At 62.3% G+C, this 15,224-nt stretch carries 13 protein-coding genes and 4 tRNA genes; 10 read left to right on the forward strand and 7 right to left on the reverse strand.

Annotation, left to right across the window (positions count from 1 at the left end):
- Window positions 1-25: 25 nt before the first annotated feature.
- Window positions 26-1,153 carry a CobW family GTP-binding protein gene (locus BN1125_RS11535; RefSeq protein ID WP_042012433.1) on the forward strand — a complete coding sequence of 376 codons (1,128 nt, stop codon included), beginning with the start codon at window positions 26-28 and terminating at the stop codon, window positions 1,151-1,153.
- On the opposite strand, the gene BN1125_RS11540 is transcribed toward BN1125_RS11535, so the two are convergent.
- Window positions 1,138-4,245, reverse strand: coding sequence for an efflux RND transporter permease subunit (locus tag BN1125_RS11540; RefSeq protein ID WP_042012434.1), 3,108 nt, complete (start codon window positions 4,243-4,245; stop codon window positions 1,138-1,140). The two genes, BN1125_RS11535 and BN1125_RS11540, sit on opposite strands and share 16 nt — an antisense overlap.
- A complete protein-coding gene (locus tag BN1125_RS11545; RefSeq protein ID WP_042012435.1) occupies window positions 4,242-5,342 on the reverse strand; it encodes an efflux RND transporter periplasmic adaptor subunit in 1,101 nt (366 codons plus the stop codon). Before BN1125_RS11545 ends, BN1125_RS11540 begins: the two co-directional genes overlap by 4 nt.
- A gap of 90 nt (window positions 5,343-5,432) precedes the next feature.
- Between BN1125_RS11545 and BN1125_RS11550 the strand changes: the two genes are divergently transcribed.
- Window positions 5,433-6,041 carry a TetR/AcrR family transcriptional regulator gene (locus BN1125_RS11550; protein ID WP_042012436.1) on the forward strand — a complete coding sequence of 203 codons (609 nt, stop codon included), beginning with the start codon at window positions 5,433-5,435 and terminating at the stop codon, window positions 6,039-6,041.
- An 11-nt stretch (window positions 6,042-6,052) separates the two neighbouring features.
- Entirely contained in the window at window positions 6,053-7,468 is a 1,416-nt protein-coding gene (gene mdtD, locus BN1125_RS11555; protein ID WP_042012437.1) for a multidrug transporter subunit MdtD, read from the forward strand.
- On the opposite strand, the gene BN1125_RS11560 is transcribed toward mdtD, so the two are convergent.
- The 3 genes from BN1125_RS11560 to folB form a co-directional block, all read right to left on the reverse strand.
- Window positions 7,440-7,928: a YbaK/EbsC family protein gene (locus BN1125_RS11560; protein ID WP_042012438.1), complete on the reverse strand. Its 489-nt coding sequence runs from the start codon at window positions 7,926-7,928 to the stop codon at window positions 7,440-7,442. The genes mdtD and BN1125_RS11560 overlap by 29 nt on opposite strands.
- Before the next feature lie 126 nt (window positions 7,929-8,054).
- On the reverse strand, window positions 8,055-8,564 hold the full coding sequence (gene folK / locus BN1125_RS11565) for a 2-amino-4-hydroxy-6-hydroxymethyldihydropteridine diphosphokinase (RefSeq protein WP_042012439.1): 510 nt from the start codon (window positions 8,562-8,564) through the stop codon (window positions 8,055-8,057).
- Entirely contained in the window at window positions 8,564-8,935 is a 372-nt protein-coding gene (gene folB, locus BN1125_RS11570) for a dihydroneopterin aldolase (RefSeq protein WP_042012440.1), read from the reverse strand. Before folB ends, folK begins: the two co-directional genes overlap by 1 nt.
- Before the next feature lie 157 nt (window positions 8,936-9,092).
- Between folB and plsY the strand changes: the two genes are divergently transcribed.
- From plsY to BN1125_RS11605, 7 genes are all read left to right on the forward strand, one after another.
- Window positions 9,093-9,755 carry a glycerol-3-phosphate 1-O-acyltransferase PlsY gene (gene plsY / locus BN1125_RS11575; protein ID WP_042012477.1) on the forward strand — a complete coding sequence of 221 codons (663 nt, stop codon included), beginning with the start codon at window positions 9,093-9,095 and terminating at the stop codon, window positions 9,753-9,755.
- Window positions 9,756-9,802: 47 nt separating this feature from the next.
- Window positions 9,803-9,878, forward strand: a tRNA-Phe gene (locus BN1125_RS11580).
- Window positions 9,879-9,929: 51 nt separating this feature from the next.
- Window positions 9,930-10,005: transfer RNA gene (locus tag BN1125_RS11585), tRNA-Thr, on the forward strand.
- Window positions 10,006-10,008: 3 nt separating this feature from the next.
- A tRNA-Phe gene (locus BN1125_RS11590) sits at window positions 10,009-10,084 on the forward strand.
- 8 nt (window positions 10,085-10,092) lie between these two features.
- Window positions 10,093-10,168: transfer RNA gene (locus tag BN1125_RS11595), tRNA-Asn, on the forward strand.
- A gap of 103 nt (window positions 10,169-10,271) precedes the next feature.
- The gene (locus BN1125_RS11600; protein ID WP_042012441.1) at window positions 10,272-11,444 is read left to right on the forward strand and encodes a CD0519/CD1768 family membrane protein; all 1,173 of its coding nucleotides are present in this window, start codon (window positions 10,272-10,274) and stop codon (window positions 11,442-11,444) included.
- 389 nt (window positions 11,445-11,833) lie between these two features.
- On the forward strand, window positions 11,834-12,289 hold the full coding sequence (locus BN1125_RS11605; protein WP_042012442.1) for a hypothetical protein: 456 nt from the start codon (window positions 11,834-11,836) through the stop codon (window positions 12,287-12,289).
- A gap of 74 nt (window positions 12,290-12,363) precedes the next feature.
- Here BN1125_RS11605 and argH read toward each other — a convergent pair whose 3' ends face one another.
- Entirely contained in the window at window positions 12,364-13,749 is a 1,386-nt protein-coding gene (gene argH, locus BN1125_RS11610; protein ID WP_042012443.1) for an argininosuccinate lyase, read from the reverse strand.
- A 210-nt stretch (window positions 13,750-13,959) separates the two neighbouring features.
- On the reverse strand, window positions 13,960-15,195 hold the full coding sequence (locus BN1125_RS11615; RefSeq protein ID WP_042012444.1) for an argininosuccinate synthase: 1,236 nt from the start codon (window positions 15,193-15,195) through the stop codon (window positions 13,960-13,962).
- Window positions 15,196-15,224 lie beyond the last annotated feature (29 nt).

Consider the following 15,224-nt stretch of genomic DNA (forward strand, 5'->3'; position numbering starts at 1 on the left):
TGCCGACCAGAGGGAAGTCATCGATATGACCGATATGCAAGACTCCAGGATCCCAGTGACCCTGCTGACCGGCTTTCTCGGCAGCGGCAAGACAACTCTGCTCAACCACTGGGTCAAGCAGCCGGAGCTTGGCGAGTGCGCCGTGCTGATCAACGAGTTCGGCTCGGTGGGGCTGGATCACCATCTGGTGCAACAGGTGGATGAGCAGGTGATGCTGCTCGACTCCGGCTGCATCTGCTGCTCGGTGCAGGGCTCTCTGGTGGAAGCGCTGCAGGGGCTGTTTATGAAGGCCATCCAGCGCAAGATCAAACCGTTCAAGCGGCTGATTATCGAGACCACTGGCCTCGCCGATCCTGCTCCCGTGCTCTTTACCCTGCGCGAAGAGGGCTTTATCGCCCAGCGCTACCGCTTCGATGGCACCGTTACTGTGGTGGATGCCGGCTATATCGAGCAGCAGTTGGCGGCCCAGTATGAGGCGGTGAAACAGGTGGCGCTGGCGGATCTGCTGGTGGTGAGCAAAGGCGATCTGGTGGATGACGAGCAGCTGGCTCGGGTCGAAACCCAGCTGGCGGCCCTCAATCCGGCGGCGCCGCTCCAGCGGGTGACCAATGGCGAACTGTCGCCCAAGGTGCTGGAGAAGCTGGGGGCCTACAACGAGGCGGCGGGGCGCGATGTGCGCCAGCTGCTGGCCTGGCTGCGCACCGAATCCCCCAAGCAGGGACTGGCGTCACCCATGCAGCCGAAGATGCAACCGTTCGCCGCCAAGGTGGGCACGGCGGCACCGACCCACTTCGAGCACGGCAACATCGAGAGTTTCTCCCTGCGTATCGGCGAGCCGCTCAAGCCCTCTCGCCTGCTGGCTGCCATCGATGCTGTGCAGGCGCAATACGGTGATGCGCTGCTGCGCCTCAAGGGGATCTTGCAGCTGGAAGGGGAGAGCCAGCCGGTGGTGATCCACGGGGTGCACGGCCAGCTCTATCCGCTGCAGGCGCTGGGCGACTGGCCGGAGGGCAAGGCCCAGTCCCGACTGGTGTTTATCGTCAAGAGTCAGGACAAGGCCGGTATCGAGCAGCTCTTTATGGCGACCCTCAAGGCTCCCGAGCCCACCCTTGAAGAGCGGCTCAAGGCCATGCTGGGTCAGCCCGACAACTGATCTTGCGCGTTGCTGCCCTCCTGCACCGGGTCAGGACGGCGACGATTGCACAGCATAAACGCCACCGGCACAAAGTAGAAAGAGAGCAGGGTCGCCAGCGCTGTGCCACCGGCGATGGCGATGGCAAAGGGGGGCCAGAAACCGCCGCCCCCCAGCAATAGCGGGATGAAGCCACCGACCGTGGTGATGGTGGTCGAGACGATGTGGCGGCTGCAACCGGCCACCAGATCGCGGATCTGCGGCAGATTGCCCTGTTGTGCCAGCGGGTCTGCCTTCAGCTCGGCCAGAATGACGATGGCGGCGTTGATGGCCAGCCCCATCAGTCCCAGCAGGGCGATGATCACCGTAAACCCGAAGGGGTACCTCAGCAGCCAGACCCACAGCAGCCCGAGCCCCGCCGACTGGATCGCCACCAGGGTAACGATGCCCGCCAGCCGGAACGAGTTGAAGCTGAGCACCAGCACGGCCACCAGCAGCACGGCGACCAGGCTGACATGGGCCATCAGATTGCCCACCGATTCATCCCGCTTGGCGGCTTCCCCGCCAAACTCCAGTCGATAGCCCGGCGGCAACGCCAGCGGATTGGCGGCCAGCCTCTCTTTGACCTGCTCCAGCACGGTTTGCGGCAGTACGCCGACCGCCAGATAGGCCTCCAGCACATTGACCCGCTCACCATCCCGACGGCTGATCTCCCCCCAGCTTGGCAGCAGCTCGGGAGTGGCCAGTGCCCGCAAAGTGAGATTGGCTGCCCCTTGCTGGCCGGTGCCGGTGAGCGACAGCGGCGCATTGAGCAGCGCATCCGGATCCTGACGCAAAGGTTCGGCCAGCCGCACCCGAACCGGGATTGACTCGGTGCCTTCCAGCACTGTGCCGCCGAGCCTGCCGTCCAGCGCCCCCGCCAGCCGGGAGGCCACATCGGTCAGGCTCATGCCTGCCAGCTGGGCCGCCTCCTCATCGACCTGCAACCAGAGTTTGGGTGCCCCGGCCTGCAAGGTGGCGCGGGTCTGCACCACGGCCGGGGTATTGGCGAGCAGACTGCGAAGCTCTTCTCCCAGACGGTGCAGCTGTTCAAGGTCGGGGCCAAACAGACGCAGCTCGACCGGGGCATTGAAAGGCGGCCCCTGTTCCAGCTTGCGCACCAGGATCTGCGCTTCGGGAAATTTTGCATCGAGCCGCTGCTGCAGTTGTGGAATGAGCCGCTCGGCGGCATCGGCATCCTGCAGAGTGATCATCCCCTGGGCGTAATCGGCCCGCCCCTGTTTTCTGGGCACCAGGTTGTAGTAGAAGCTGGGTGCGTTGTCGCCCACCACCCAGTCCTGACGAACCAGTTCGGGGAGGCTGGCCAGCTCGGCGGCGATCCCCTGCGCCAGCTCGCGGGTGCGCGCCAGGCTCGCCTGTGGGGAGAGGCTGGCCTCGATGTGGATCATGTCCCGATCAGCGGGCGGAAAGAACTGCTCGGTGAGGCGGCCCGCCACCCAGAAACCGAGCAGGGGCAGCAGACTGACCAGCAGCAGGGTCCGCCAGGGGTGAGCCAGCGCCATGGCGATGCTCTGCTGGAAACGGGCGCTCACCCGGGGCAGGTGCAAGCCATCCTGATACCAGCGTCCCCCCTGGTCACTGCCAATCCAGCGGGCTGCGAGGCCAGCCACCAGGGTGTGGGCGATGAGGTAGGATCCCAGCAGCGAACAGATCACCGCCCAGGCGATACCGCCGACAAACTCGCCCGCCGGGCCCGGCATCAGAATGATTGGCATAAAGGCGAGCATGGTGGTGAGGGTGGAGCCCAGCAGTGGCAGCCAGAGGTGGCCGATGGCCTCCAGTGCGGCGGCACTCATGGCCATGCCGTGGCGGCGCTGATACTGCACCCGATCCGCCATCACAATGGCGTTGTCCACCATGATCCCGAGCGCCACCACCAGACCGGTGACCGACATCTGGTGAATGGGCAGATTGATCAGGTTCATGCAGGCGAATGAGAAGGCCACGGTGAGCGGCAGCGACAGGGCCACGATAATGGCGGCCTTGACCCCCAGGGTCACCAGCAGCACGGCCACTATGATGAGGAAGCCCTGCACAATGTTGATTAGCAGGGTGTCGAGCCGCTGATCGGTATAACGCTGCTGATCGAAGCTGGTGACGAGGCCGATATTATCCGGCAAGTCTTGTTGCAGCTCGGCCAGCAGGGTGTCGACCCGTGCCGACCAGAGGTCGATGCGGTGATCCTGTGCCATGCGCAGGCCGACCACCACGGCTCGTTCGCCGTTGGCAAAAGCCAGCTGGCTCTCCGGCTGGTGCAGGGTGCGCCGCACCTCTGCCAGATCGCCAAGGCGCAAGGTTTGGCCCTGCTCCCCGGTGCGCAGCGGGATCTGGCGGATCCGCGCCAGGGTATCCAGAGCGCCACGGATCTCCACCTGGAAGCGATTGTGATCGCCGTGCAACTCTCCGGCGGCCACCTTGGCATCGGCGCCGCTCAGCGCATGGGCCAGCTGCTCGCTGCTCATGCCGCTGGCGCTGAGGGCGAGGGGATCGAAGCGGACTTCGATCTCCTCCTGTGGCGCTCCGGTCCGCTCCACATATTCGGTGCCGGGCAGCTGGCGAGCCCGGCGCTCAAGCTCAGCACTGTAGCGGGCGAGGCGATCCAGCTGTGGTTGGCCTGGCCCACGCCAGATCACATTAACCAGTCGGGTGAAGGGGTAGCCCTTCTCGTCATCCAGTTGAGGCGCCGTGGCGCCGCTTGGCAGCATAGGGGTGAGATCTGCCAGCCGGTCACGCACCCTTGACCAGACGGGCTCAACCTCGCTGACCTCATCCTTTAGCTCCAGATTGATGATGGAGAGGCCGGGGCGAGAGCTCGACTCGATCAGCTTGATCTCGCTTTGGGCCCGCAACCGACTCTCGATGGGTTCGCTCACCAGCGCCTCCACCCGTTCGGCGCTGGCCCCGGGGAAGTGGGTAACCACGCTGGCAAAACGGCTGGTGAGCTGGGGGTCTTCGGTTCTGGGCAGGGTCTGCAATGCCGCAAGGGCGGCCGTCAGCAGCAGCGCGACCGTCAACAGCAGCAGGCGACCATTCTCGATAAACGGGCGGATCATGACTGTGGCTCCGGATGCACCACCTGATGACCCACGCTGGTTGTCAGGGTGACCTGCTGACCCGGCACCAGTTTATGCAGGCCATCGGTCACCAGCTGTTCTTGTCCGTTCAGGGCACCACTGATCCAGGCCCGTTCGCCATCTTGCTGCAGCAGGGTGACGTCCCGACTGACCACCCGGGGTGGCGTTTCATCGTTGAGCAGATAGAGGGTCCAGCTGCCGCGCAATCCTTGGGTCAGCGCGGTGAGCGGCACCTCGTAGGCGCGGGTGGGTTCGCGGGTCTGATGCAACAGGGTGATCAGTTGCCCTTCTGCCAGTTGTTCACCGCCCCGGGTCAGCTGGAAGCGGGCGGTGCGGGTGTGGGTCTGGCCATCCACCTGGACGCCGAGATTGAGCAAGCGCCCCTCCAGCGACAGCTCGCCACTTTGCAGGGGATAGCGTTGGCCGACGATCAGTGTCTCGGCCTGTTTCACCGGCACACCGATATCGGCCTCCCACTGGCCGCTGCGGGTCAGGGAGAAGAGAGGCTGGCCTGCGGCCACCACGGCCCCTAATGCCTGCTCGCGGCTGACCACAATCCCGTTGAAGGGGGCGCGTAGCTGAGATTTCTCCTGTTTGACCTGGTTGGCTTCGAGGGCGGCGGCCAGCTGGTTGGCGCTTGCCTCCAGCATGCGGACTTTGCCTTGCTGTTCATCCAGCGCCTGACGGGAACTGAACTGCTGCTGGCGCAGGGCTGTGAGCCGTTCGAGCGTCTGCCGGGCAAGGGTCAGTTCGGCCTCGTTCTGGGCGGCCCGGGCGGCCAGCTCTTTGGCTTCCACTTCCAGCAGCCGGTTATCCAGTGTGGCCAACAGTTCGCCGGCCGCTACCGTTTCACCTCGCCCTTTGTGCAGGGTGGCGATCCGCCCAGCCAGCTCGAAGCCTATCTGGCTGTGCTCGGGGGCGATCACCCGGCCATTGAAGCGGTGCAAGATAGGGTAGTGATCACTGGCTTGCAGCGGCTGGGCGATCACCCGGGTCAGGGCGGGTGTTTCTTCTGACTCTGTGACCGGGCTGCAGCCACTCAGTAACAGCGCCAGCAGGATTAAGCAAAGTGTCATGACATCATCCTCTGGTTGACATAACATCAAATCACACCGGTGAGTCTAGTTTTTCGAAACTAGACTGTCCAGTTTGATTGTGGAGGAAAAATGAACATTTCACCCCGTAGTCAGCAGAAGCGGGCTGCGATCCTCGATGCTGCCGGGCGGCTCTTCTGTCAGCACGGTCTGCATCTGGTCAGCATGGACATGGTAGCCAGTGAAGCGGGCGTCTCCAAGCAGACGGTCTACAGCCATTTTGCCAACAAGGAGTCGCTGTTTGCCGAGGCGGTGGGCAGCAAGTGCGTCAGCAGCGAGCTGATGCCGGAGGTGTTGCTGCGTGGCAACAATGTGCGTGAGAGTCTGATTGCCTTTGGCCGCAGCTTTCGCAAGTTGATCCTGAGCGATGATGCCATCAATATCTTTCGCACCTGCATCAGCTGCAACGATGCCCAGCTGGCCACCCTTTTTTTCGAGGCGGGCCCGCTCTATGTGACCAAGATGCTGTCCAACTGGCTGGAGCAGCAGAAGCAGCAAGGCCTGCTGTGCCATCAAGACAGCGAACAGGCCGCCTTGCAGCTGTTGCTGATGTGGCAGGGCAAGGAGCGGATGCTCCGTGAGCTGGGTCTGCCGTTGACCCAGAGTGCCGCCGAGCAGGATGGCTGGACCCTGAGTTGTGTCGATCTCTTTCTGGCCGCCGCAGCTCCCCCTCGGAAATAATGGAGGTGGCGATGAGCCACACAGTGACAGATGCCCAGCGCAAGTGGCTGCCTCTGCTGGCGGCGGTCGGTTTCTTTATGCAGGCGCTGGATGGCACCATTCTCAACACGGCTCTGCCTACCATGGCAGAGACATTGGGGGAGAGCCCGCTGCAGATGCAGTCGGTGATCATCGCCTACATGTTGACGGTAGCGTTGCTGATCCCCGCGTCCGGCTGGTTGGCAGACAGGTTCGGCACCCAACGGATCTATTTGCTGGCCATCTCGCTGTTTACCTTGGGATCCCTTGCCTGTGCCCTATCCAACACCCTCTCCATGCTGGTGGCGGCCCGGGTGTTGCAGGGGATTGGCGGCGCCTTGCTGATGCCAGTGGGGCGGTTGGCGGTGCTGCGGGTCTATGACAAGCGCGAGCTGCTGCGGGTGATGTCGTTCGTCACCATTCCGGGCTTGCTGGGCCCGCTCATGGGGCCTGCACTGGGAGGCTGGCTGGTGGAAGTGGCGAGCTGGCACTGGGTGTTTCTCATCAATCTGCCGGTGGGAGTGCTCGGCTTTATCGCCAGCTGGCACTTTATGCCGGAGCTGCGGCAGCAGACCGCGCGTTTTGACTGGCGTGGCTTTGTGATGTTCAGCGTCGGCATGGTGCTGGTGTCGGTCGGCTTGCAGGGGCTGGGGGAGCACAGCATCGCCACCGGCTGGGCGTTGTTTGCACTGATCTTCGGCTTGGCGGCGATGGCGAGCTACTGGCTCTATGCCGCCAATGCACAGCAGCCGCTCTTTAGCCTGAACCTGTTCAAGACCGCCACCTTTGCCATCGGGATCTGGGGCAACCTGTTTGCCCGCCTCGGCAGCGGCGCCATGCCCTTCCTCACCCCGCTGTTTCTGCAGCTGGGGCTCGGTTTCTCCCCGAGCAAGGCGGGGATGACCATGATCCCCACCGTGATTGGCGCCATGCTGACCAAGACGCTGGTGAACAAGCTTATTCCGAAGGTGGGCTATCGCCGCATTTTGATCGGCAACACCCTGTTGCTGGGGGCGGTGATCGCCAGCTTCTACTTTATCGACAACCAGCTCCCCTACGGGGTCTTGCTGGGCTGGCTGGCGATCTTCGGCGCCATCAACTCGCTGCAGTTCTCCGCCATGAACACTCTCACGCTGCAAGATCTCAGCCCGACCCTGGCCAGCAGTGGCAACGGTCTGCTCTCGGTGGTGATGCAGCTCTCCATGAGCTTGGGGGTGGCGATTGCCGCCAGCCTGCTCGGGCTCTTCTCGGCGGGTACCTCAGCGGGCACCTTAGCGGCCGAGGGCCAGTGGCTGGCCGGGTTCCACCTTACCTACCTCTGTGTCGGGTTGCTCTCCATGCTGGCGGCGCTCATCTTCGCCCAGCTGGCGCGTGATGGGGCTACGCCGTCGGTGCGGGCAGATAGCTGACCTCGCAGGGGAGCTGCACCAGTACCTCGGCCAGATGCTCGGTCGCCAGCAGAAAGGTCTGCTCCGGGTGGCCAGGAGTCCAGGTGAAGGCGGTGTGGTTGAGCAGTTGCGGGTCCACCAGTAACGGAATATCGGCGCGGGGCAGGAAGGGGCAGACCGCCCCCGGCAGGCAGCCGATCTCCGCCTGCATCTCTTCGGCGGTGCAGATGGAGGGCTTGGCACCGAGCGCAGCCTTGACCGCCTTGTTGTCGAGCCGCCCGTCCCTGTGGGTCAGCAGCAGGGCGAAGCGGCCATCCTTGAACTTGAGAAACAGGGTCTTGCTGAACTCAGCCTGCCAGCCGAGGCGGGCCTTGACCTTTTCGTCGGTGGCGTAGTCGAGGATGGGTTCATGCTCATAGCGCTGGTGGGGCAGTTCGGCCAGCAGCTGGCAGTTGAAATGGTGAATGGTATCGAGTGGCATGGGGTTCTCCTGTAGTGGGCGCTATCCTGCCAGCCTCGCAGGGTCAGGCCCAATGACACTTTCTTATCCGTGATAAGTAACCCTGTCGGTGCAAACAACAAGGGCGCCGTGAGGCGCCCTTGTGGATCAGTGATGCTGCAATTCGCACGCTTCCCAGTGAAAGGGAATGGGGCAGAGCTGCTGGGAGGCCTTGTCATAGGCCTGCCACAGCTCGCCCATGGTGCGGCCATCGACGGGATGGCGCAGTTTGGGGGCCAGCTCGGCCAGCGGCCACAGCACGAAGGCGTTGGTGAGCACTTCACCGCGCGGCAGCACCAGCGGGGTGTCGCAGACCAGATCGCCATAGAGCAGCAGATCGAGATCCAGGGTCCGTGGGGCGAACTTCTTGGCATCCGGCTCGCGGCCGTGGGCGAACTCCATGGCCCGCAGTCGCTGGCAGACGGTGGCCAGCGGCAGATCGGTCTCGGCGGCAGCCACCAAGTTGTAGAAGGGGCGGCCGTTGAAGCCGACCGCTTCGCTCTCGAATACCCGGGAGACCCGCAGCTCGCCAAACTCGGCGTGCAGGGCATCGAGCCCGGCGCGGATATGATGCTCCCGCTCGATGTTGGAGCCCAGGCTGATATAGATGCGGGTCATCAGTTACTGCTCGCGGCTGGCGTGCGATGGCGCAGGATCTCGACGCCGACCCCGGCGGCATTGGGCACGGCGCCCGGCTTGGTGAGGGTGACCTTGACCCACTGCACCCGCTCGTCGGCGAGCACCAGCATGGCGACCTGCTCGGCCATGGTCTCGACCAGCTCGACCACCTTGCCAGTGACATGCTCGCAAATCTTGTTGGAGAGGTCGGCATAATCCAGTGCCAGCTTGATGTCGTCGGTTGCTGCCGCGGGGCGGTTGTCGAACCCCATCTCGAGGTCAAACCGGAGTTTCTGGCGAATGCCCTTCTCCCACTCATATACACCGATGGTAGTCAAAACTTCGAGTCCGCGAATAAACACCTTGTCCATGACTGTACTTCTTCTTTACTCTTGATGGGCTGTGATGACAGCGCAGGGATGCTGGCCGGGCGACATGCTTGCCGAGGCTGTCTGGTTGGGCAAAGGTCCAGGCCAGCGTATGTGGCCCGCATCATACCCCATTCATATCGTGGTAAAAACGACCAAGATGACGGCCCTGACGATTTTGATGATTATTCTGGCCTACCTGGGTGGTTCACTATCCAGTGCTGTGCTGGTCTCCCGCTGCAGTGGTCTGCCCGACCCGCGGGATCATGGCTCCCACAATCCGGGGGCCACCAATGTGCTGCGCCTCGGTGGCCGGATGGCGGCACTGGTGGTGCTGCTGCTCGATGTGCTCAAGGGCACTGTGCCCGTCTATCTCGCCTGGTATCTGCAGATCAAACCCGTCTACCTCGGCTTTATCGGGGTCGCCGCCTGCCTCGGCCATATGTACCCCATCTTCTTTCATTTTCGTGGTGGCAAAGGGGTTGCCACGGCACTGGGCACCATGATGCCCATTGGCTTCACCATGGGGGGCGCCGTGATTGGCACCTGGCTGCTGGTGCTGCTGGTGAGCGGCTACTCCTCGCTGGCCTCCATCATTACCGTGCTGCTGACGCCGCTCTTTACCTACCTGCTCAAACCCGAATATACCCTGCCTGTCTCCCTGCTCTCCTGCCTCATTCTGATCCGCCATCACGAGAACATCTCCCGCCTGCTCAAGGGGGATGAACCCAGAGTCTGGGGGCGAAAAGGCCGCCCCAGCGCCGGAGAAGTGGCAGAAATGGACGATGTTGCGCAAAAAAAAGACGAACGAGACGAAAAGTGAAATTTCCCGTTGACCACCAGCCTTAAAATCCGTTTAATAGCGGCCACGCCCAGATAGCTCAGTCGGTAGAGCAGGGGATTGAAAATCCCCGTGTCGGCGGTTCGATTCCGTCTCTGGGCACCAATTTTGGTGCCATGAAATAAAAATTCGTTCATGCACAATGGTTTAAAGTGTGCCGGCTTAGCTCAGTAGGTAGAGCAACTGACTTGTAATCAGTAGGTCACCAGTTCGATTCCGGTAGCCGGCACCATTTGCCCAGATAGCTCAGTCGGTAGAGCAGGGGATTGAAAATCCCCGTGTCGGCGGTTCGATTCCGTCTCTGGGCACCACTAATAATTCCTCCTTAGCTCAGTCGGTAGAGCGACGGACTGTTAATCCGCAGGTCGCTGGTTCGAGCCCAGCAGGAGGAGCCAATTAAAAAGCCCTTGTCGCAAGACAAGGGCTTTTTTTCATTGGTCCGATATCGTTTTTACCATAACAACAACCACACACGCACAGAATGACGGCAGGATAGATATGGAAAATCAAGTTGTTATAGAGTCAAAGGGGCGCTTGGCTACCCTCCGCGAGTGGCTTGAGCCCGTGCTGGTGCTGCTTATTCTCGGCAGCCTGTTCGGTTACCTCGGCAGCCAGATGGGCCTCTCTGCCATGGTCAATACCCTGTTCAATACCGCCCACCAGCTGCTGCTCAATACCGTGCTCTTTATCATGGGGATCACCGTACTGTCCGGTGCGCTCAGTCAGCTGCTTAGCGAGTTCGGGGTGATCCGCCTGCTGGAGGTGCTGCTGGCCCCCCTGATGAAGCCGGTATTCCGCCTGCCAGGGCGCACCGCGCTGGCGGCCCTGATGACCTTTTTCTCCGACAATCCGGCGGTGATCAGCCTCGCCAGGGATCGCCGCTTTCGTAAGGGCTTCACCCCCTGGCAACTGGTGTCGCTCACCAACTTCGGCACCGCCTTTGGCATGGGGCTGATCGTGGTCACTTTTATGGCCACCCTGCAGTTGCCGGGGGGGGAATCCACTGCCAGCGCGGCGCTGATCGGGTTGCTGGGCGCTCTGGTGGGCTCGGTGGTCTCTACCAGACTGATGCAGCGGATGATCCGCCCCTTGGTGGGGGAAGTGCTGATCGATAACCAGCCTGCGGGCAACAGCCCCAAGGCAGGAGTCAGCAAAGAGGTCGCCCCCGGCTGGTTGCGGATCCTCAACTCGCTGCTCGATGGTGGCAAATCCGGCGTGGAGCTGGGGATGGCGGTGATCCCCGGGGTGTTGATCATCAGTACCTTCGTGATGCTGTTGACCTTCGGCCCGGGCGACAAGGGCTATACCGGCGACGCATTTCAGGGCGTTGCCCTGCTGCCGGTGCTGGCTGGCAAGGTAGGCTGGCTGTTTGACCTGCTGTTTGGCTTCCAGCAGCCTGAACTGATCGCCTTCCCGGCCACCTCGCTTGGTGCGGTCGGCGCCGCCATGTCGCTGGTGCCCCCCTTTATCGCCAAGGGGTGGATCACCGGTAACGAGGTGGCAGTGTTTACCGCCATGGGGATGTGCTGGAGCGGCTTTTTGAGCACCCACACCGCCATGCTCGATGCCCTCGGCTATCGCCACCTCACCTCCCGCGCCATCGTCGCCCACACCATCGGCGGCTTGAGTGCCGGGGTGGCGGCGCACCAGCTCTATCTGCTGTTGGGCTGAGTCGGGTTCAGACACGGATACAAAAAGAGGCTCTGCGGAGCCTCTTTGCATTTGTGGCTGTCAGTTATCGTTGCATCAGCCGTTCGGCGTTGTTGCAGCGGTTGGCGGCTGCGCAAGTGGCTTAAAGAGCTGGCGATTCGGGTGTGAAAGGAGGGGGTGGGCGGTAAACCTCTTTGCCTCCATATTGCCACTACCGCCAGCGGCGGCAGCCACTGGCCGCCTGACTCCCCTTTGCGCTCGGCCATCTCCTGCGTGCTGGAGTGGTAGTTGAACAAATAGATCAGCCATTCAAGGGATTAGCCGGTGCAGTGCGTTTTATCGCCGTTCTGGCCCCGCTTATGCACACCTTCTCGCATCACCACCAAGGGCTGCCGTCGCGGAGAGATATCATGATCAGTACCCTGCTTCCCCTTGCCTCAATCGCCCTCAAGCTGGGCAGTCAGCTGCTCGGCAGCAGTGCCAAGTCCCAGCCTGTGCAGCAAACCGTGCAGGAGGAGCGCCTGCCGCCGACCGTCCAGAGCTTGTTCCAGCGACTCGGCATCAAGGATGCCGATAGCGAACAGAACCGCTCGGCCATCAACCACTTTATGGGGGAGTTGATGCAGACACTGGGGCAGGAGAATAATGGTCAATCCCTCCCTGCCGCCATCGATAGCACCCGTAGCCAGTTGGCCAGCGGCACCCAGAGCACCCGCTTCGATGCGCTGCAAAGCGAGCTCGATACCCTCAAGGGCACCCTTGGTGCCAGCGATCTCAACCTCGATCAGTTGCTCGGTGCCTTTAAACAGACCCTGCCCAATGGCAAGGGTGAAGGGGCGGGCAAGCTGCTCAATGCCAGTGCCTGACGGGTGGCGAGCAATAAAAACGGCAACCTCGGGTTGCCGTTTTGTTTTCTTATTCGAATGACAAGCCGATGGGTTTAACCCGCCCGCTTGGCCAGCCACTGCTCGGCGGCGGTGAGTGCCGCTTCTACCTGTTCGCGGGCGACGCCGCCTTTGGCGACCCGCTTGGCGAGGGTCGCTTCCAGCTCCAGATTGGGGTAGACGTCTGCACCAATCACCGGGCTGAAGCGCTGGAACTCGCCGATGGAGAGCTCCTCCAGCGGTTTGCCCACGCTGATGGCGAATACCACGGTTTCGCCGACGATATGGTGCGCTTCACGGAACGGAATCCCTTTGGCCACCAGATAGTCCGCCAGCTCGGTAGCGTTGGCGTAACCGCCCTGCGCCGCTGCCATGGTGCGCTCGCCATTCACCTTCAGATCGATCAGCACCAGCGCCGCCATATCGAGGCAGTCGTGCCAGGTATCGAGGGCATCGAACAGCCCCTCTTTGTCTTCCTGCATGTCCTTGTTATAGGCCAGCGGCAGCGCCTTGAGGCTCATCAGCATGCCCATCTGGGCGCCGACCACCCGGCCGGTCTTGCCGCGGATCAGCTCCAGCGCATCGGGGTTTTTCTTCTGCGGCATCAGGGAAGAACCCGAGGTGACCGCGTCGGAGAGTTCGACAAAACCCGCCTCGCCGGTGTTGTAGAAGATGAGATCTTCGGCAAAGCGCGACAGGTGGGTCATGGAGAGCGACGCCACATGCATCAGCTCCACCACGTGATCCCGATCCGAGACCGAATCCAGACTGTTGCGGGTGGCGCCGCTAAAGCCCATGTCCAGCGCCAGCGCTTCGCGGTCGATGGCGTAGGCAGTGCCCGCCAGCGCGCCGCAGCCGAGCGGGCTGGTGTCGAGGCGTTTCAGGGCATCCTGCAGCCGGGAGTGATCCCGCTCCAGCATCTCCACATAGGCCAGCGCCCAGTGGGCGTAAGTGACCGGCTGGGCCCGCTGCAGGTGGGTGTAACCGGGCAGCACCGCAGCCTGATTGGTACGGGCGGAGGCGACCAGCCCCTGTTGCAGGGCGGTAATGGAGGCGGCCAGCAACTCCCCCTGCGCCTTGCACCAGAGTTTGAGGTCGGTGGCGACCTGATCGTTGCGCGAGCGGCCGGTGTGCAACTTCTTGCCAAGATCACCAACAGCGGCGATAAGCTGGCTCTCGACCCAGGAGTGAATATCTTCGGCGTCCGAGCTGAGGATCTGCTGCGGATCCTGCTGCACCGAGGCGAGCAGCACCTCCATCGCCTGTTGCAGTTTGCCCTGCTCATCGCTGGTCAATACGCCCACCTTGACCAGGGCTTTGGCCCAGGCCATGGAGCCCTGAATATCCTGCTCCGCCAAGCGGTAATCGAACCGCAGCGAATCGTTGAACTGCTTGAACCGGCTATCGGCTCCCTGACTGAAGCGTCCACCCCAAAGTGCCATACTGCTCTCCTTGAATGCGTTGTCGGCGGCGCCCTGGCCACCGAGCTTGAAATCGTGCCCTGTTTTTCTGCGAGCCTGTTATCTCACAGAAACGGCCGAGGCGCTGCCGCTCTTGTCACACCCGCTGATGATGGGTCAGGGGCTATGCCCTCTGCCTATAGAAGAGGGGGCCATGCCCCCTCAACGGAATCAACGGGTTATCGCGCTTGCCTAGCCGTGGGTATGGTCGCCACCGATGGCCAGATGCTGCTCCTTCATGGCGCGGATCCGGCTGGCCAGGGTGAAGAGACGGATAAAGCCTTCGGCATGGCTCTGGTCATACACTTCGTCGGCACCGAAGGTGGCGAAGTCTTCGGAGTAGAGGCTGTTCGGCGATTTCTTCTGCACCGCGCTGACCTGACCCTTGTACATCTTCAGGATGACTTCACCGTCCAGATCTTCGGCGATGGCGTTGGCCGAGGCGAGGATCGCCTTGCACAGCGGGGTGAACCAGCGACCGTCATAGACCAGGTGGGAAAACTCGGCCCCCAGCTTCTCCCGCCAGGCGCGGGTCGGGCGATCCAGAACCAGCTCTTCCACGGCGCGCAGCGCGGCGACCATCACGGTACCGCCCGGGGTTTCGTAGCAGCCACGGGACTTCATCCCCACCATCCGGTTCTCGGTGATGTCGATGCGGCCTACGCCATGCTTGCCGGCACGCTCGTTGAGGGTCATCAGGATCTGGTGTGGGCTGAGTGGCTGGTCATCAACGGCGACTACTTCACCCTGTGCCACGGTCAGCTTGACGTATTCGGGCTGATCCGGCGCCTGCTCGGCCGATACGGTCCACTGCCAGACCGCTTCGGACGGCTCGTTCCAGGTGCTCTCCAGCTCACCACCCTCGGTGGAGATGTGCCAGGCGTTGGCGTCGCGGCTGTAGATCTTCTTCAGGGTCGCCTTGCAGGGGATGTTGCGGGTCTCCAGATAGGTCAGCAGATCTTCCCGGGAGCGCATGTCCCAGATCCGCCACGGGGCGATCACTTTCAGCTGGGGCGCCAGCGCGGCGACCGCACCTTCGAAACGCACTTGATCGTTACCCTTGCCGGTGCAACCGTGGGAGATGGCATCGGCCCCTTCTGCCAGCGCCGCTTCCACCATGGCTTTGGCGATGATCGGACGGGCCATGGAGGTACCCAGCAGATAGGTGCCTTCGTAGACGGCGCCGGTCTTCAGGGTCGGGTAGACGTACTCTTTGACGAACTCTTCCCGCAGATCCTTGATGATGCACTTGGTGGCGCCGGAGGCGATGGCCTTCTGCTCGATCCCTTCCAGATCGTCGCGCTCCTGACCCACGTCGGCCACGAAGGCGATGATCTCCGCATCATAGTTTTCCTTCAGCCAGGGAATGATGGCCGAGGTATCCAGTCCACCCGAGTAAGCCAGTACGATCTTGTTGATTCCGCTCATGTTACTTCTCTCCGTGATAATTCGATATT

Origin of the sequence: Aeromonas fluvialis (assembly GCF_000819885.1) — a bacterium.
In the GTDB taxonomy this organism is placed as follows: Bacteria; Pseudomonadota; Gammaproteobacteria; order Enterobacterales; family Aeromonadaceae; genus Aeromonas; species Aeromonas fluvialis.